Below are 18,337 nucleotides of genomic sequence, written 5' to 3' on the forward strand. Positions count from 1 at the left end.
ATCCCTCAAGTCGCGCCGCCTTGCCAGCCCGCCCCACTCCGAATATCGATCGGAGACCGGGCGCCCCGCCCCGGATCGTGGCAGAGCCTCGCCACGCGTGGTATTCTCGCCAGCGACACGGCTCGTCTGCGAGGACTCTCGCGCCGCGAAGCCCGGAGGTTTCCCATGATCGGAAGACGCAGCAGGCTTCTTGCCGCCCTCGGAGTCCTTCTGTCCGCGCCGATGGATTGCCGGTCGGCAGACCCCGCCGGCCCCAGCGGCGTGAGATACCTCGAGGACGCGACGAGGAGGCTGCTCGAAGGATGCCGGATCACGGCCGGGGACGGCACGACGCTCTACACGCCCGACGGCAAGGCGCACTATCGGGCCCTCTGGACGCGGGATTTCGCCTACATGGTCGAAAACGCCGGCGACCTCATCCCGGCCCGCGACGTGGAGGCGTGCCTTCGCTACCTGATCCGAGCCCAGCGCGACGACGGCACCGTGCCCGACCGCGTCCAGCCGGACGGAGTTGCCGTCTACGCGGCCGGAGCGCCGGACCATCCCGTCGGCCTCGCCAACCTGGACAATCCCGCGTTCCTCGTCATCGCCGTCGACGAACACCTGAGACGCCTGCCGGAGTCGGCCGCAAGGTCTCTCTTCGACGAATGGTCCCCTCAGCTCGACCGGGCGATGGCCTGGGTTCCCCGGAACCCCGGCGGCCTGGTGTACAACGACCCCGCTCGACCTCATTCGCCCTATGGGTTCACCGACACGGTAGGCAAGACCGGCGAGCTCTTCATGGAGTCGCTGCTGGACTGGACGGCCTCACGGAGACTGGCGACGAGGCATCAGCACGCCGGCCGCGCCGACAGGGCCGAGGCCTACCGGCGAGCCTGCCGGGCCATCGAGGAGCACCTCCACGTCCTCTGGGATGACCACGAAGGGGCCTTCCTCGCGGCAACCCGCGATTGCCGACAGGTTGACATCTGGGGGAATGCGTTCGCGATCCACATCGGGATCCCGCTGGCTGACCGACGGGGACGAGTCCTCCACTACCTCGCGAACAACCAGGGGCGCTTCGTCTGGCGAGGACAGGTGAGGCATCTCCCCAGGGGGGAGCACTGGCAACGGCTGCTCGCCCCCGTGGAGCCCGAGCGCTACCAGAACGGAGCCTACTGGGCGACCGCATCCGGCTGGATGATCGAGGCCATCGCGTCGGTCGACCCGCCGAAGGCCCGGTCGATGTTCGAGGAACTCCTCGCCGATTTCCGGTCGGGCGGGATATGCGAGTGCATCAACGTCGGCTATCGCCAGCTCGACAGCTACGTGGCGAACGCGACCAACCCCCTGGCGGCCGCACGCAGGCTCGGATGGTGAGGGATCAGGCGCCCACACGTGAGGCATCACGGGATCAAAGCGAATGAGGACATCATGCGACTGAATCCAAGGGCTCTCGGGATCGTCACCATCGCCGCCCTGACCTGCCTGACGCAGGCGTCACCGGCCCAGCCCGCGGCCGGCCTCGACGCCCGGCTCGACGCCCTGCCCGTGATCGACGAGATCGACACGGCCACGGCGGCACCCGTCCATCAGTTCCCCGAGGCCGCGAGTCGAGTCTCGAACATCCTGGGACGACGAGCCCGGGCCCTCGAGGCCGGCGATGGTCCCAAGACCATGGCCTGGGTGATCGGCAAGGGGAAGGGCCTGAAGGCGGGAGCGGCCTATGTTCTCGAGGTCGAATATCCAGATGACCTGCCGCGCTCGATCTTCATCGCCAACCGCGGCGCGGACCTCGTCCGCGGCTTCGCGACCGGGGCCGCGATCGGCGATGCCCGCCAGCAGTACGTCCCGCCGTCGGCCGAATCGCTGAAGTATCCCCAGTCCAGCAAGTGGCAGACCTACCGGACGATCTTCTTCCTCCACGACCGGTTCCAGGGCCTGTACGCCCAGCGCGATTCCAAACCAGGCGGCCGGCCGTTCACCCCGGCGGACGGCTTCCACGTCGTCGTCTTCCAGACGAAGCGGCTCAATGATCCGCCGTCGCACGGCGCGGCGATCGGCAAGATTCGCTTGCGGGCGATCCCCGACGTGAAGGCGCTCTACGCCGAGGTCGAGCCTCTTCCCGACGGCCTGCCGAAGCGGAGGATCTTCTTCCGCGAGGAGATGGCCGACGAGGCGATCTCGGCGCGCGAGGAGACGGACCGGGGCGTGGCCGACCCGCTCAACTGGCTCCTCTACAAGGCCCGAATGTCGCGCATCCTGGCGATGAACACGTTCACGAAGGACCTCCTCGAGTTCGGTCACAACCAGGGGTGGAAGGCCGGCGACCCGGACTGGATCAACGAGGCCCAGCCCCCTATGACCGACCTCTGGGACCGCGCCGTCAGCCGGATCGGGGCGGAGGGCCTCGATCTGCTCCCCTACTACGAGTACAAGGGCGCGATCGGCCGCAAGGAGGCGACCCCGCCGAGCCTCGGCTGGCAGCGGAAGGCGGAGAAGCTCTACCAGAATCTCCCCAACACGCGGTACTCCCAGACCTGGTGGACCGAGGACCACAACGCCGACCTCACCGATCCGGCGACCCTGAAGGACGTGTTCCGCGTCATCGACGCGACGATCCTCGCGCACAAGGGCCGGGCGAAGTTCGCCGGCGCCTGGTTCCGCGTCCGCGACAATCACCTGCCCATCAGCTTCGCCGAGGCCGCCGTCGCCCGGTTCCGCGCCGCCCATCCCGGGGATGAGCTCGCCGCGACCGCCTCGCGCCAGGCGTTGATATCCTCCTATGAATCCGATCACAAGCTCTACGACCGCTACATCGACTGGTGGCTCGGCGAGCGCCGGCGGTTCCTGGAGGCGATCGGCGACCACCTGGCGGAGGGGCTCGGGGATCCCTCGGTCCGGGTCTGGTTCACCCCCTGGATCAGCGAGCAGATCCCGATGCTCCGCGATCCCGGCTCGGGGGCGAACGGCCACCCGGTGCAGGTGACGACCGACGATGTCCCCTGGTGGGACGCCTTCGTCCGCACCCAGCCGGATTCGGGATGGTTCCGCTGGGCCCTCGCCCCGACGAGCTTCGAGAAGGTCGTCGCCGAGAAGACCTACGCCTATAGCCTGGAATTCCGCGAGAAGATCGGCGCCCCCCCGGACCGTTACGAGCCGTACCACTCCGCCCCTGGGGCCGATCCCCTGCACTACTCCGACAGCACCCGCGCGATGCTCACGTTCCCGATCGGCCGGCTGTTCACGGTCGCCAATCCGGAGCTGCTGGATTCTTATCGCACGAAGGCCGGCCTGACGGCGATCCGCCACTACACGCTCAACGAGGACGACCACGACCGGGCGAAGGGGCCATCGAATCTCCCCTTCGACGGACAGGCCGGTTATGCCTCGGTGGACGTCGATCGCGCCGGTCCGTTCGTCCGACTCCTCGAAGCCCGCGCCGTCGCCGCGGCCGACCCGACCTACCTGGGCTACCTCTCGGCGTCGAGCTTCTCGACCGGGTTCCCGGACCATGTCCGCCGCTTCAACACCGCATACCTGTCGGTGCCGGCCCTCCCCTCAACGGTGCTCTCCGACGCGTGCAAGGACCCCGCGATCGTCGTCCGCAAGATCCCGACGAACGGCCACGGGACCTACTTCCTGGTGGTCAACACGGCGATGAACCCGGCCAGGGACCTGATCGTGACCTTGCCGGCTCGCGGCCAGGTCCGCGACCTGGTTGAGCATCGCGACCTTCACGACGGCACGCTGCGGATCACGCTCGAGCCGGGCGAGTTGAGGAGCTATCGGGCGGCCGAGTGAGGCAGGCCGTCCCTCACCATGGCCAGACGTTGGTCCCGGCCCCTTTCAACCCCGCCTCTGGCGCCAGAGAACGATCAGGGAAGCTACGACCGCCGCGCCAAGGCCATACGGCAGGAGCGATGTCCAAGCGAGAGCCATGGGCGCTGAAGCGTCAACGGATCCCGATTTCTGCTCCTGGCTCTCGTCAAGTTGATCGTCGAGCGTTTTCTCCCTCGCGACCGCGGTCGTCTTCCACCTGGCTTGCTGCTGGCGGTACTGGGACTCGAGCGTGCGAAGATTGGCCGAGATCGGATTGCCGAGCTTCTCCTTGATTCGAAACACCTCGGGGGAAGCGCTCCTGTTGAACTCCATGGTCCTCTCCACCACGCGGACGGAAGTGCGCGTTGTCCATTCCTTGGTCACAACGACCTTCCTGTCGACCAGGGCGGCGAACCCCTGTGACTCTCCGGAGACCGGCATCCAGAGCTGGCTATCACCTACCCGGAAGGTCGCAAGCTTGATGTCACTTCGACCGGTCACGGCATTTTGCGAGTAGCTCTCGGCACGCACGACATGACCATTCCGGCGAAGGTCGATCCAGTAGCGCGAGAAGAGGGAGTCGGGGACTCCCCTGAGCCGAACATCGAGCACTTCGAGCGGGACCTGATCAATTTGATCGTGAGAGACCGAGCACAAGAACGTCCCATCCGCAGCCATCCTCCGGAGCGAGTCCGTCAGGAAGATGGAGCCGTAGCCGTCGGTCAGGTCGACCCTGACATCCTTCGGTTCCCTGTTCGAGTTAGGCACGATTGCCGCATCATCGTAGCGGTGGAATTCCTCGGACTGATGCTGACTTGTCCGCACAGCCACTCCTCGGTGTTCCACGAGATCATCGGAGACTCGGAGGTGGTAACTGTCGACGCGGATGTCGCCGCCTCGTTTCCGGATGAAGACGCCGCTGAAGGACTCGAAAAGCCCATCGTCGCGGACGACCTTCATGTCCTCGGCAACCTTGCCCCGGGCACGCATCTCACCCTCGAATTCACAGCGAAAATCCTGGATCGGCGCCTGCAGAGCCTCGATGGTGTCGAGGAGCTTCTGCACGTCGCCCGGGGCGGAGTTCTCGCCGTTGCCCACGATCGCCAGCAAGATGGGGAGAACGACCTCGATCATGATGCGCTCCATGGGACCGAGAACGACCGTAGGGTCCGTGACTCAAGGGCCTGCGATTCACTCGACGAGCTCGCCGCCGTTTCGCGTACCAAGTCCCCGCCAGACCTGGCGCGTGATCGATTCCTTGACGAACCGAACCGAGCCATCCGCCATGAGGCTGTTCACGCCCCCCGGATGAACGCTCCGGGCCGTGGCGATGCCGACCCAGCCGCCGAAGCTCGAGAGGGCGTCGGGGATGCGTCCGTTCGGCCCCTGGGCATGGCTATAGGCCGCGCATTCGAAGTCGCCGTAGAACCATGTGAAACCGCCATCGCGGAAGGCCGGGAAGTCACGCGTCGAAGCCAACTGGCAGCACTTCAGGGCGTAATCCGCGTCGCGGTCGGTGCAGTCGCTCTGGACCAGGATGTTGCCGAAGTCTCGCGATGGGACCAGTCCGCCGCCCTCGCCCGTGCCGCGGAGTCGCTCGCTGTAGGCGACCGTATGGGCCAACCCGTCGGTGAATGACCTGGCTCCCAGCACCCCGGGGAAGGTGTAGAACCCCGTACCGCTGTCGTAGGTCTGTCGACTCGTGGCGCCGTACGGTCCCACGCCGTAGTTCCCTCGATAATTGCAGCCGTGGGGAGTGGGGCCGGATGCCCCATCAGAAGGGCACAGGAAAACGGCGAGGGTCGTCACGAAGGCCGAGGAGTTCTGCGGGAAGGAGAAGGCTCCAGGCCGAAGGACCGGGAACGTCTCCACCTGGAAGTTGATCGAGGCGTATAGCGCCCATTGATCCAGGTCCGCCAGGAGACGCGTGAAGGCGGAGAAGGGCCGATCGTAGATCCCATAGGCATGGCCGCGGATCGGGTCCACTCGCGGCTCGGACCAGTTGAGCGGGAACGAGCCGTTGCGAGTCTCGTAATTGTGCAAGGCCAGGCCGATCTGCCTCAGGTTGCTCGTGCAGTGCGCCCGCCGGGCCGCCTCGCGAGCGGCCTGCACGGCGGGCAGGAACAGAGAGATGAGCAACCCGATGATCGAGACGACCACCAGACACTCGATGAGTGTGAGTCCATAACGCCGGGCTGCTCGTCGACTTTCCGATGACAGCATGATCGACCTACGATCCTCGTGACTTCCTCGGTGACGGATGACTGCCCATGACGTTCAATCACGTGGAAGCGCTTTCTCGACGGCCGCACCCATTTCGTTGTACGGAAGGTTCGGGGCGATGATCTTCCCGTCCGGGCCGATCAGGATCGCGGCGGGGACATTCTCGTCGTGGATGCCGTAGGCGTCCGACACCGGGTTGGAAAGGCTACCGATAATGGCCTGGGGCCAGGGCTGACCCTTCTCCACGGCGAACTTGCGGGCCGCCTCCGTATCGGGCGCGAGGATCAGGCTCAGGAGGGCGAACTCGGGTTTCTTCCCGAATCGCGCCTGGATGTCGTTCATCCGGGTGATCTGGAAGAGCGACTGATCGTTCCACGGCGCCCCAAAATCGAGCAGAAGGACCTTCCCCCGGAAGTCGGCGGGGACGGAGAGTTTCTTGCCGTCGACCGTCGTAACCTCGAAGGCGGGTGCAGGGTCGCCCGGCTTGAGTACAACGTTCGGCTGGAGGATAAACGTGCCCAGATTCAGCGGCCGATCGCTGCGGCCGCCCGCGGGACGGGGGACGCTGAATTCGCGAACGATCGGCGAGAATGGCCCGGCCTCGTTCCGCCGTTCTGGCTGGGCCACGCGGATCGACAGCCGATAGTCGCCGGGCGGAACATCCTCGATGCGAAAGGAACCGTCGGGTGCCAGGTCGACGGTCTTGCTCAAGCGTCGGGCCTCGTGGTCCCAGGCCTCCGGTGTGAGGCTCCAGTGCGGCATCCATTCCGACCATTCCTTGTCGAGCGAGGTCTTGCCCCGGAAGAGGCTGAGCGGGTACGGGATGAAGGGAGAATTGCTGGTGATCGAAGCATACGAACCGTCCTGCAGGTCAATTGTGGACGACCCTGCCGCGGGCATGACGACCCGGCCAACGACCGGCATCCCCGTGCCGCCTAACTGAACGACGGCCGTTGTTCCGGGTTGCACCTGGACCGCTGCCCCCAGGGACCAGGCGCGACTCTTTTCTACCCGATGAGCCCTGTGGCCCAGGCGAAGGCCGTTCCCCGGGATGACCTTTTCGAAGCGGAACCGGCCATCCGCATCCGTCGTTCCACTCTGGTGGAGGAAGATAACGCAGTAATCCGTCGTGTCGTCCTGCACGCTTCCATCGAGCCCGAGTTCCGCCCTGGCCCCTGGCCTGGTCCCGACCAGGTAACGGCCCTCGATGCGGGCATAAGGCTTCGCCTGGATCATTCCGCTGGCCGTGACGGCCCGGCCCCCGGCGATAGCATAGCAATCGTCTCCCAGGATCAGGACCACCCAGGACTTTTGTTCCGCGGGAATCGGGAACGAACCGTCCGGGCCCGTTCGGACCTCGCGCCCGCTGGAACGTTCGGACTCCACGAGTCCGTCGGAGACCCTCAGGTGATTCTCGTCACGGCTCCCGCGATACACCCTCGCGCCGACGAGCGGCTTACCGTCGGGACGGATGGCGCGGGCCGTTGGGGCCGTACCCGGCCTCGCGGGCGAGAGGAGGATCTCGTAGTCCGAGACCTCGATCTCGTCACTGCGGAAGACTCGAGAGACGAACGGCTCGAAGCCATCCGCGAGGATCCTAAGCCGGTACGCGACGGCGGTTGCCGGGAGATGGACGTTCAACATTCCGTCGACGACGCCAACGGACGTCCGCGGCAAGGCCCCCCAGACGGGCTCTTCCTCATGCCCGAGATTGACGGCCGCGAATTCGACCTTCGCCCTGTCGATGCGTTTGTTCGTCTCGGCGTCGCGTACCACACCATTGATGGAGATCGAAGGTTGGAGCGTGAAGATGAGGTCCGGCGCGGAGGGATCGGTCTTCTGCTGGAAAATATGATGGTATCCCTGTTTGCTCACGTTGATGTGCAAGTCGTCTTCCGGGGCGTCTTCCCACCGGAATCGGCCGTCCTCGTCGGTGTAGAGGAAGACCCCGAGGAACCTCAGCCTGCGCCAGGTATCCACGCAGACAAACGCCCCTTCCACTGGCTTCCCGGCGCCGCTGACGACGCGCCCCTGAAGGGTGCGAGGCCTCCCCAGGCGGATCTCGGTCGCGGACATCCCCGCACGGACTCGCACCGTGGCCTCGCCGGGGGCGTGGCCCGGGGCCTTGGCGATAAAATAGTACGTCCGCGAGCCGAGCTGCCCCGTGCGGAAGGCGCCGTTCGCGTCGGTCGTCACGTCGAAGAGACCATCCCCTTCTGCCAGCTCGCCCTCATGGGACGCCGAACGGACCAGGGCCCCGGCGACCGGATGGCCGTCGGCGTCGACGACCCGACCTACCACGGGGATCCCCTTCTTCATCACCGAGACGGCCTTGCCGGCGCGAAGATCCGCGACCTTCGGCTTCTCCCTGTCGGAAACGTAGTCGCGATCGCTGAGGAAATCCGGATGATCCACGCGGAACCCGAGCAACTCGCCAGTTGTCTCCGGCGCCCCCGACGTCTTCCAGCGCCCGTCCGCCCCGGTGACCGCCCGCAGATCGTAGAGCAGCTCCTTCGGGTCCTTCTTCTTGTAGTTGTGGCTCCAGAGATAAACCGTCGCACCGGCGATCGGCCGACCTTGCTCGTCGCGGACAAGACCGCTCAGCGTCTCTCCGGGCATGAGCTTCAGGGTGTCCCCGTCGGGCACGGGAATCCGCGGCTTGCTGCCCCAGCCATGGCGCTGCATCGCGAAACCGTCGCCCCAGACGTCCACGCCGAAGTCCTGATCCGCGGGACCGGTCGCGTAGCGGATGTCGAGACGGCCCTCCTCATCCGTCACGCGCCAGTCGTCGCGCAAGGAGATCCAGACGCGGACGTTGGCCCTCGGCACGGGCATACCGGTGGCCGCGGACACGACCCGGAGATGGAAGAGCTTGCCGGCGGCGGGATCGGTCGCGGCCTTCTTCGGCCGATCGGCGGCCTTCTGCGCCTGGGCTCGCGTGAGCCGGGCGGCGCCCACGAGTCCGACGGCCAGGAAGACCGTCGCGGCGATGACCAGACGAACCCTGCCCCGCGGCAGGCAGCGAGAGGCGCCCCGGCTGCCGTCGATTCCCCTCAGTCGCCGCGCCAGCCGCGGCGATCGGGCCATCGCCAGCCCGAGCGCCGGGCCAGGGTGGCGGACCAGCCCGGCGGCCACCGCCAGCAGGGTCGCCCTGTAACCGGCCGGCCCGCCCATCTCGTGGATGCAAAGGTCATCGCAGGCCCGCTCGCGGGCCGCGGCCGAGGCCCTGGCCACGAGCCAGGCGAGAGGATGCCCCCAGTAGAAGGCGACCGCCAGCCGCTGGACCAGGTTCCACGCGTAATCGCCGCGACGAATGTGGGCCAGCTCGTGGACCAGGATCGCGTCGATGTGACCGGAAGTCTCGAGCGCGGCCGCCGTCGCGGGGAGGATCACCATCGGTCGCCGCCAGCCGACGGCAACGGGGACGCTCACGCCCGACGACCAGGACAGCCCCACGCGGGTTCGAATTCCGAGCCGCCTCCGCCAGGCTTCGAGCGCCCGCAGCCAGTTGGGCTCGTCCGCGGCAACGGCCTGGCGACGAAGCCGACGCACGGCGGTCAGGCCAAGGCCCAGACGCGTCAGGAAGGCCGCGACGACCAGCAAGTAAGCCGACGCCATCACGATCGCGAGATCCACCGCGTGAGACCGATCCGGAGCAGGTCCCACTCGATCGCTGGTCGCGATCGGGGCCGCGGCCGGAATGTCCATGCGGATGTCTTGCGGCGCGATCCCCTCGAGAAATCGCAGTTGCTGCGGCGGCGGAACCGCGATGACTGGAGGAGGGATCACGGATTGGCTTGCAGAGGCCGACTCGTGGACCGCCGGCAGGCACGCGACCGCCAGCGGCGGCAACAAGACGACCGTGAACGGAAGGACCAGGAGCGCCACGAGCCCCGCGTTCGCCACCGCCGCGGCGATCGTCGGCCGCCTCCGCGTCGCGAGGACGACCAGGCCCACCGCCGCCAGGAGTGCCGAGGACTTCCAGCCCAGCTCGAAGCCCACGCTCGAGATCCAGGCCGGCCACCCGCCCGTCGGAATCTCGTTCATGACCTGCCCCCCTTCTTGCGTCGTTTCGGAGCCGCTTTCCCTTCCGCCCCTGCCGATTGCTTCAGTTTCTCGAGCTGCTCCGGCGTGATGCGCTCGTCCTCGATCAGCCGCAGGACCAGGTCCTCGGCCGATCCGGCGAAGAACCGCTTCAGGAGTCCCTGGAGGGCCTGCCGCTGCGCCTTGCTCCGCTCGACCGCCGCGCGATAGACGTAGACCTTCCCGCGGGACTCGTGGGTGACATGACCCTTGGCCTCGAGGATCCGGAGCAGCGTCCGAACCGTCGAGTCGTGCGGCTCGCCGGGGACCGCCTCGCGGACCTGGTCGGCGGTCGCCTCCCCGAGCCGCCAGAGCGCGTCCATCACCTCCGCCTCACGCTCCGTCAGCCCCTCCGATGCACTCCTCGCCATCGCTCCCGCCTTTCGTTAAATCGTTAACACATCGGCCACGATAGCCGCCGTTTCGGTGCGACGCAAGCCCATCCGTTAAAGATTTAACGAGAATGATCGAGGACGACGATCGTCCGGCGGGCCGGGAGCGAAGCGGGAGTGATCACGTAGGACGCGGTTCCGGTGCGGACCACGGGATCGGCGGGCAGGGCCTCGAGGAAGCGTTCGACGGGCTGGATCCTGAGGTTGATCTTGGGCGTCAGGTAGTGCATCGGGAAGACGAGCTTCGGCCCGATGGCGTCGAGCAGCGGGGGGATCTCGGGGAAGTCGATCGTGGGCGGCCCCCCCGCGGCGGCCAGGACGACCTCCGCTCCACGAAGCGGTGCCAGCTCGTCCTCGGTCAGGGCGTGGCCGAGGTCGCCGAGGAAGGCGACGTGCAGCCCTTCCGCATGAAAGTGAATGATCGTCACCTCGTCCTCGGGAAGCCGCTGGTCGTTCTCGAAGACGTGGACGGCCTGCACGCGGATGGGGCCGATGTCGGCTCCTTCGGGAGGAAGCTCCAGGGCGCGAATGACCTGGAATGGAGGCGTGATCTGGCCGAGGTGGCTGTGGTATCGGTCGTTCTCGTGGCTCACGATCACGTAGTCGGCCGGCTCGTCGATCGGCAGATATCCGCCCGAGTCGGGCGAACGATAGGGGTCCAGGATGATCCGCAGGCCCTCGGTTTCGATGAGGAAGGCCGCGTGGCCGTACCAGGTGATGCGCATGAGTCGTGACCTCGGTGATGGAGGCGGCCGCGTCGCGGGGCGGCCGACTCGTCGCAGCTTACCGTTGACAGGCACGGCGACGCCACTCGACGATGGTCGTCCGTCCGTCCGGGCCGCGCCGGCCCCTCTCACGGAGCCCGCGTCGATGAGCCGATCCGGTAGCGTGCTGACCCGCCAGGTCCGTCTCGAGCCCCTCTTCCGGCCAATCCTCGATCATCCGATGGAAACGATCGCGATCGTCGGGGCAGTCCTCCGCGTCCTGCTCTATGCCCAGGACCGGTCGCTCTGGATGGACGAGGGCTCGCTCCGCGGCAACATCGTGGACAAGGGGGTTTTCGATTTCTCCGAGCAGCTCCAGTCGGATCAGCTCGCCCCGGTCGGCTTCATGATCGTCGAGCGAGCGATCGCGGCCGTCCTCGGCGGTCGGCGCCTGGTCCTCCGGATCCTCCCGCTCGCGTGCGGGCTCGTGTCGCTCCCGCTGCTCCGGGCGCTGGCCCTGAAATGGCTGCCAGGACCGGCCGCGATCCTGGCCATGGCCCTCTTCGCCTTCTCGGCGGACATGGTCTATTACTCGAGCGAGCTGAAGCCGTACGCCGGGGACGTGACGGTTTCGCTGGCGATCCTGGTCACGGCGTCGAATTGCCTGCTACGCCCGGGCGATCGCCGTGCGATCCTCGCCTTCGGGCTGGTCGCCGTGGCCAGCCCGTGGTTCTCGTTTCCCTCGGTCTTCGTCGTTGCATCGAGCGGGGCCGTGCTGGTCCTGGATTCGATCCGAGCGCGGGACTGGACGGCCGTCCGCTGGTTGGCGGCCGTGGCCGTCACCTGGGGGCTCGGCGTTGCCGGATCGTGGCTCTACGCGAAGGTCATGCTCGGTTCGACCACGGGCATGTACGTCTTCTGGGACTTCGCGTTCCCGCCGCTCCTGCCCGCGAGCCCAGGCGACTTCAAGCGGCTGGTCGGGCTACTGCTGGAGGTCCTGGTCAACCCGCTCGACCTTGTCCCGCCGGCCCTGCCCGCGACCTTCGTCGTCTTTCCGCTCGGCCTCCTGGCGATCGGGACCCTGTCACTCGCCCGGCGCGAGCCCGGCGCATTCGCCCTGGTCTCGCTGCCGGTGGCGCTGGCGTTCCTCGCGGCCGGGCTTCGGTCCTATCCCTTCCACGGCCGGCTCATCCTGGCCCTGGTCCCGGGGTTCTACCTCCTGCTGGCAGAGGGTGTCGGCGCGATCGGACGCCGCTTCGGACGCCGCGGCGTCTGGATCATCGCCGCGGCGCTGCTCGTCCATCCGATCGTCTCGTCGCTCGTCGAGGCGTCGCGGAACCACACGCGCGAGTTCAATCGGCACGGGGACCTTCACCGCAATCGCTTCCTGGAATAAGGCCGCGGATTCCTGGGCCGACCTCGTAGGTCGTGGTCGACCGCGTTCGCGGACGCCCTACTTATTGAGGAGGTGCTCGCGAGCCAGGAGGGCGGCGCCCAGGATGCCGGCGTCATCGCCGAGGGCGGCCTTCTCGATCTTGATCGTTCCGCCCGGGTCCGTGATGATCTGGGCCCTCGCCACGTTGCGGACCAGGTCGACCCAGGAGTTGCCCATCGCGTTCACGACGCCGCCGCCGATGACGACGATCTCCGGCCCGAGGACGTTCACGAGCCCCCCCAGGCCCAGGCCCAGGTAGTGTGCGGCCCTCTGGACCGCCTTGACGGCCACGGCATCGCCGGCGGCCACGGCCTCCGCCAGGTCGCCACTCTTGAGCCGTCCCTTGCGTGCGATCTTGTCCCTCAGGACCGTTGGGGTCCCCTTGCGAATGGCCTTGGAGATCCGCCGCTGCATCGCGGTCTTGCTGGCCAGCGCCTCCATGCAGCCCTTCGAGCCACAGCCGCACCGAGGGCCACCCGCCTTCACGATCATGTGGCCGACCTCGCCGGCGTTGGATGTCGAGCCGGTGACGATCTGGCCATCCATGACCACGCAGCCGCCGATGCCGGTCCCCACGAAGGCCGCGATCATGTTCCGGTATTCGCGGGCCGCCCCGAGGCGGAACTCGGCGTAGCCGCCGACCCGCACGTCGTTCTGCACCAGGACGGGCCTGTCGAGATAGGCGGAGAGCTCGGGTCCGATGGGGTAATTCTTCACGTTCAGGTTGGCGCTGAAGAGGATCACCCCCGTCTGCACGTCGAGCGGCCCCGGCGAGCCGATCCCCCCCGCGGCGATCTCCGCCCGGGAGACCCCCGACGTCGCGAGGGCCTCCTCGACGCACTCCTTCATCACCTGGAGGATGGCCGGCCCGCCTTCCTTCGCCGGCGTGTTCCGCTTGCCGCGTCCCAGGATGACGTGGTCGGGACCGACCACCCCGGCCAGGATCTTGGTCCCGCCCAGGTCCACGCCGACGACCGGCGCCCCGCTCCCCTGCCCTGCCATGAAGGCGTCCTCCCGTCGCGTGCCCTCGCCGCGGCAACCGACCCGGCCGGCGATGGGCCCTTCGCTGGCCCAAGAGTCTAACCGCACGCCCCTCGGCATGGTATGGAGGACCGACGAAATGCAGCGCGGTCGATCAGGCGATCGAGGCGGAGGCCGGGACCGCGCCCGGGGCCGGATGAGACTCGGCCAGGATCCGTTCGAGTGCGCCGCCGTCCAGGGTCTCCCGCTCGATCAACTCGGCCGAGATCCGCTCGAGGGTCGCGCGGCGAGTCTCCAGGATGGCCCTGGCCCTGGCCTCCGCCTCGTCCATGATCCGACGAATCTCCAGGTCGATCTCGCGAGCGGTCTGTTCGCTCCAGGGGGAGTCTCCGGGGCCGGAGCTCGTGGCCTCGCGGCCGTAGTTGAGACGGCCCAGCAACGGGCTCATGCCGAACTCCATGACCATCCTGCGGGCGATCTGGGTGGCCCGCTGGAGGTCGCTCGTGCAGCCGTCGGAGACCTCGCCGAGGACGATCTCCTCCGCGAGCGTCCCCCCCAGCAGGCTGCTGATGGCGTGATCGAGCGACGTCCGGGTGTGGAGCAGTCGATCCTCCTCCGGCCGGTAGAGCGTGTAGCCGAGGGCACCATTGCCGCGGCCGATGATCGTGACCTTGTGGACCGGATCGGTCTCGGGCAGGCAGCGGGCAACCAGCGCGTGTCCCGCCTCGTGGACGGCGATCCGCCGCTTCTCCGCGAGCCGGATCAATCGCTGGCGCCTCTCCGGACCGGCGATGAGGCGCTCGATACCCTCCTCGAACTCGGAGAGCCCGACCGAAGTCTTGCCGCGGCGGGCGGCCAGGAGCGCCGCCTCGTTGACGAGATTGGCGAGATCGGCGCCGACGAACCCCGGCGTCATGGCGGCCACCATCTGGAGGTTGATCGACTCGTCGAGCGGCACGGACCTCGCGTGGACCTTGAGAATCTGGGCCCGGCCGATGAGGTCGGGGCGATCGACCACGACCTGGCGGTCGAACCGGCCCGGCCTGACGAGGGCCGGGTCCAGGGTCTCCGGCCGGTTGGTGGCGGCCAGCAGGATGATGCCGCGATCGGCGTCGAACCCGTCGAGCTCGACGAGGAGCTGATTGAGGGTCTGGTCGCGTTCGTCGTGCCCCCCCGGCCCGCCGGAGCCCCTGGCCTTGCCGATCGCGTCCAGCTCGTCGATGAAGATCAGGCTGGGGGCCTTGGCCTGGGCCCTGGCGAACAGGTTCCGGACCCGCGACGCCCCCACCCCGACGAAGAGCTCGACGAAGTCCGACCCGCAGAGCGAGAAGAAGGGGACGCCCGCCTCCCCGGCGACGGCCCGGGCGAGCAGCGTCTTGCCGGTCCCCGGGGCGCCCACCAGGAGGACGCCCTTGGGCGGACGTCCCCCCAGGAGCCCGAACTCGCCCGGAGTCCGGAGGAATTCGACGATCTCTCGCAGCTCGGTCACGACCTCGTCGTGACCCGCGACGTCCTCGAACGTGACCGGTGCCTCGCCGGCCGCGTACAACTTCGGCCGCGACTTGACGAAGGCCATCGCCGAGCCGAAGCCTCCGGACCGGGAGATCACCAGGGAGAGCGCCGCGATCATCAGCAGGAACATCGCGCCAGGAAAGACCAGGGCCTGGATGGGCGACGGCGGCTCCTCGGCGGAGTAGGAACCATCCGGCAGGTGGTCATCGAGGAGCCGGATCAGGTCCTGATCGTGCTCCATACCGACCCGAGAGACCCGGAAGGCGACCGGGGCCCCCGAGCTGTCCCGTTCACGAAGCGTCCCTTCGATGGTCGCGACGCCGACGATCGCCGAGGCGACCTCTCCGCGCTCGAGCTGCTTGCGAAACTGTCCGTAGCTGAGGGGTCGGGCGGTCCCGCTCCCGCGGGACAACGCCACGGCCGCCGGGCCGGCGAGGAAGATGCAGGCGACGAGCCAGAGGGCAACCTTCTGGCGTCGATCCCGCGTCGATCGAGGGCGCTTCATCATCGGGTGCTCAACCGGTAATCAGGGTCTGAACGGCTCAGGACGGTGCAGGGTTCCTCGCGCGCGGCCGGCCCGAATCCGCGTCGGCGGCGTTCGGGGCCGCGGGCCTTGCCAGCGGTCCATGCGGGGTGACGGCGCGGGGCTCGATCCTCCGGGCCTTGCTGAGGTCGATCGCCTCGTCGGCGAGCGTCACCTCGAACTTGCGGTTGCCCGCGAGTTGGAGCGGGAGCCGGACGACGAACGTGCTCCCCTGCCCCAACTGGCTCCGGAGATAGATCTCGCCGCCGAGGAGCCGCGTCAGCTCGCGGACGATCGAGAGCCCAAGGCCGGTCCCCTGGTGCTCGCGGGTGAGGATGTTGTCCTCCCGGCCGGGCACCTTCGCCTGCCGGAACTTCTCGAAGATCGTCTCCCGATCCGACTCGGCGATCCCGATCCCGGTGTCCTCCACCTCGAGGATGACGAAGCGTCCCTCGCCGCGAGCTCGGAGCGTGACCTTGCCCCCTTCGGGCGTGAACTTGATGGCGTTGGACAGGAGGTTGTAGAGGATCTGCCGGACCTTGCCCGGATCCTGCCGCATCAGGGGGATCGCCTCGTCGAGGCGGCATTCCAGCGTCAGGTCCTTGCGGTCGGCCAGCGGCCGCATCAGGTTGACGAGCGCCTCGCTCACGTCGCGGATCGAGAAGTCGTCGATCCGGACCTCCATCTTGCCGCTCTCGATCTTGGCCAGGTCGAGGATGTCGTTGATCATCCCCAGGAGCATCTTCCCCGAGGTCTGGATGTTGTTGGCATAACGCTTCTGCCGCTCGCCCAGCGTGTCGCTGCCGGAGAGGACCTCGGAGAAACCGATGATCGAGTTCAGGGGCGTCCGCAGCTCGTGGCTCATCGTCGCCAGGAAGTCGCTCTTGAGGCGGTTCATCTCGTAGAGGGCCATGTTCGCCTGGGCCAGTTCGTCCACCTTGCGGTCGAGGTCGCTGTTGACGTCGCGGAGCTCCTGCTGCATGGCGACCAGGTTGTGGAGCATCCGGTTGAACGCGTGCGAGAGGTCCTCGAACTCGTCGCCGGTCTGGATCTGGCTGCGGATATTGAGGCGGCCGGCGGCGATCGCGTCCGACACGTCCCGCAGGTGCTTCACCGGCTTGACGATGACGTAGCGGACGATCATGGCGGAGGACCCCATGGCCAGCAGGGCCGTCACGATGGCCGCGGCGATCAGCATCGCCCGGTTGTTGTTGATCGCCTTGTCGGTCTGCTCGGTCGGCAGTTTCACGACCACCGCGCCGGCCAGGTCGCCGGCCTTCGCCAGCACCCAGTGGCCCCCCTCCTGGGCGGGGGGTCGCCAGAGGTGGTTGTCCAGGTGCTCCAGATTCTCCGCCAGGCCGCCGGAGCTTGCGGCGTCCCGGTTGGTGAATCCGCCCAGGTCGGCCGCGTCGCGGCTGTGGCAGTCCATCAGGCAGCTCGACTTGAATGTGACCGCCTGGACGTACTCGTATTTCTTCTCGGTCTTGAGCGTCTGGTCGGCCCACATCGGCGTCCCGTCGGCGAAGTAGAGCTTGTCGCGGGGCTTCCCCGTCTTGTCCGCCGGCTCCTCCACCGAGGCCGCGTGGAGGAAGCGCGTCATCGTCGCGCGCTCGAAGTCATCCTGCGGCTGCTTCTTCGAAGGGTCCGTGGCCCCGTACGGGTAAACGACCCAGGTATCGTAGTTCGGGAACTCGTCCAGGGGACGCAAGTCGCCCCAGAGGAGATCGAAGATGTCCTCGTAATTCTCGTTGCCGAGCTTCTTGTAATGGATGTTCATCAGCGTCTGCTTGACGAGCATCCGGGCCGTCTGGGTCATCTGCTTCTTGACGAGCGTCTCGTTCTTGACGCCATAGATGAAGAAGCTGATGACGACCAGCAGGAAGATCCCCAGTCCGAAGATGAAGCGGCACTTCCGCTCCAGGCTGGTCTCACCGAGCAGGTGCTTGAAGCTTCGGTAGGACACGGAAAGGATCCCTCATCCTGGCGGCCAGGCCCCCCGCGACGGCCGCTGGAAGTGCCGTCGTCGAGCGGGCAGCAATCCCTTGCCCCTTGTCGCCCGGTCCCACGATCACAGTGAGAGGACCATCCAACCTACTCGAAGCCGGGCGATCCGGCCAGACCGAGCGGCCGGCAAACCGTCGATGTGTCCAGGCGATCATTCGGCTCGAGCTATCCCGGTCCCCGCCCTGGCTTTGCTCGTCATGCGGCCTGCTTCGAAGGAATTACTGCAAGTCCTTCTGTCGCAAGGCTCCCAACGCGGTTTCGAATTGGCTTCGCACCCCCGCGCGGGATCCGGAAACCTCGCCCCAGCCGCCATTTGGGAGGCTTCCGAGGTCTGTGGCCGTTCGCAGCAGCGTCCTCGTACGCCAGACGGGATAGTCGCCGGCTTCCTCGATCCCCGCCAGACCGTGGAACGAACCTGCCGCGCCTCGACAACTGGCGGCGGACTCAACGCGCCCGATCGATCTTCCCAACCGCAGCTCACGCAGCGAATCTCCTTCGGCCTGATCGTCGGCTCGTCCGATCGGCGCGTACGAAGCCTCTATAAGGAGAGTGCGCCATATTTCGCGTTTTTCGATCGGACTTCAGAGCCTGCTTTTCATCATGGGCCGGACGCAAGCCACAGGATCGCTAGAATCAGAAAAATCGATCAGGCCGAGGCACCGACGCCGACGAACACCTC

The 18,337-nt window shown here is 67.3% G+C and carries 11 protein-coding genes; 3 read left to right on the plus strand and 8 right to left on the minus strand.

Annotated elements, in window-relative coordinates; all coding sequences use genetic code 11:
• Positions 1-165: 165 nt before the first annotated feature.
• Together G6O54_RS13780 and G6O54_RS13785 are read left to right on the plus strand one after the other, a co-directional pair.
• The gene (locus G6O54_RS13780) at positions 166-1,359 is read left to right on the plus strand and encodes a hypothetical protein (protein ID WP_165226221.1); all 1,194 of its coding nucleotides are present in this window, start codon (positions 166-168) and stop codon (positions 1,357-1,359) included.
• 54 nt (positions 1,360-1,413) lie between these two features.
• On the plus strand, positions 1,414-3,783 hold the full coding sequence (locus G6O54_RS13785; RefSeq protein WP_165226222.1) for a hypothetical protein: 2,370 nt from the start codon (positions 1,414-1,416) through the stop codon (positions 3,781-3,783).
• Between the two features lie 45 nt (positions 3,784-3,828).
• On the opposite strand, the gene G6O54_RS13790 is transcribed toward G6O54_RS13785, so the two are convergent.
• The 5 genes from G6O54_RS13790 to G6O54_RS13810 all read right to left on the minus strand — a co-directional run bounded on the left by G6O54_RS13790 (position 3,829) and on the right by G6O54_RS13810 (position 11,224).
• On the minus strand, positions 3,829-4,935 hold the full coding sequence (locus tag G6O54_RS13790) for a hypothetical protein (RefSeq protein ID WP_165226223.1): 1,107 nt from the start codon (positions 4,933-4,935) through the stop codon (positions 3,829-3,831).
• A 57-nt stretch (positions 4,936-4,992) separates the two neighbouring features.
• Positions 4,993-6,024 (minus strand): DUF1559 family PulG-like putative transporter, encoded by a 1,032-nt coding sequence (locus G6O54_RS13795; RefSeq protein ID WP_256368982.1) that lies wholly within the window; start codon positions 6,022-6,024, stop codon positions 4,993-4,995.
• A gap of 54 nt (positions 6,025-6,078) precedes the next feature.
• Positions 6,079-10,071, minus strand: a complete 3,993-nt coding sequence (locus G6O54_RS13800; protein WP_165226225.1) for a carboxypeptidase regulatory-like domain-containing protein — start codon at positions 10,069-10,071, stop codon at positions 6,079-6,081.
• Complete coding sequence (locus tag G6O54_RS13805) at positions 10,068-10,478, minus strand: BlaI/MecI/CopY family transcriptional regulator (RefSeq protein ID WP_165226226.1); 411 nt, start codon at positions 10,476-10,478, stop codon at positions 10,068-10,070. The genes G6O54_RS13800 and G6O54_RS13805 overlap by 4 nt, the downstream gene beginning before the upstream one ends.
• Positions 10,479-10,561: 83 nt before the next feature.
• Complete coding sequence (locus G6O54_RS13810; RefSeq protein WP_165226227.1) at positions 10,562-11,224, minus strand: MBL fold metallo-hydrolase; 663 nt, start codon at positions 11,222-11,224, stop codon at positions 10,562-10,564.
• Between the two features lie 145 nt (positions 11,225-11,369).
• Here G6O54_RS13810 and G6O54_RS13815 point away from each other — a divergent pair, with 145 nt between their 5' ends.
• A complete protein-coding gene (locus G6O54_RS13815; RefSeq protein ID WP_165226228.1) occupies positions 11,370-12,599 on the plus strand; it encodes a glycosyltransferase family protein in 1,230 nt (409 codons plus the stop codon).
• A gap of 57 nt (positions 12,600-12,656) precedes the next feature.
• Here G6O54_RS13815 and G6O54_RS13820 read toward each other — a convergent pair whose 3' ends face one another.
• The 3 genes from G6O54_RS13820 to G6O54_RS13830 all read right to left on the minus strand — a co-directional run bounded on the left by G6O54_RS13820 (position 12,657) and on the right by G6O54_RS13830 (position 17,617).
• On the minus strand, positions 12,657-13,640 hold the full coding sequence (locus tag G6O54_RS13820) for an ROK family protein (protein WP_165226229.1): 984 nt from the start codon (positions 13,638-13,640) through the stop codon (positions 12,657-12,659).
• A gap of 133 nt (positions 13,641-13,773) precedes the next feature.
• Positions 13,774-15,639, minus strand: coding sequence for an ATP-dependent zinc metalloprotease FtsH (gene ftsH / locus G6O54_RS13825; RefSeq protein ID WP_165226230.1), 1,866 nt, complete (start codon positions 15,637-15,639; stop codon positions 13,774-13,776).
• A gap of 34 nt (positions 15,640-15,673) precedes the next feature.
• Positions 15,674-17,617, minus strand: a complete 1,944-nt coding sequence (locus tag G6O54_RS13830; protein WP_165226231.1) for an ATP-binding protein — start codon at positions 17,615-17,617, stop codon at positions 15,674-15,676.
• Positions 17,618-18,337: the final 720 nt, after the last annotated feature.

The organism is Aquisphaera insulae, assembly GCF_011064615.1.
GTDB lineage: Bacteria > Planctomycetota > Planctomycetia > Isosphaerales > Isosphaeraceae > Aquisphaera > Aquisphaera insulae.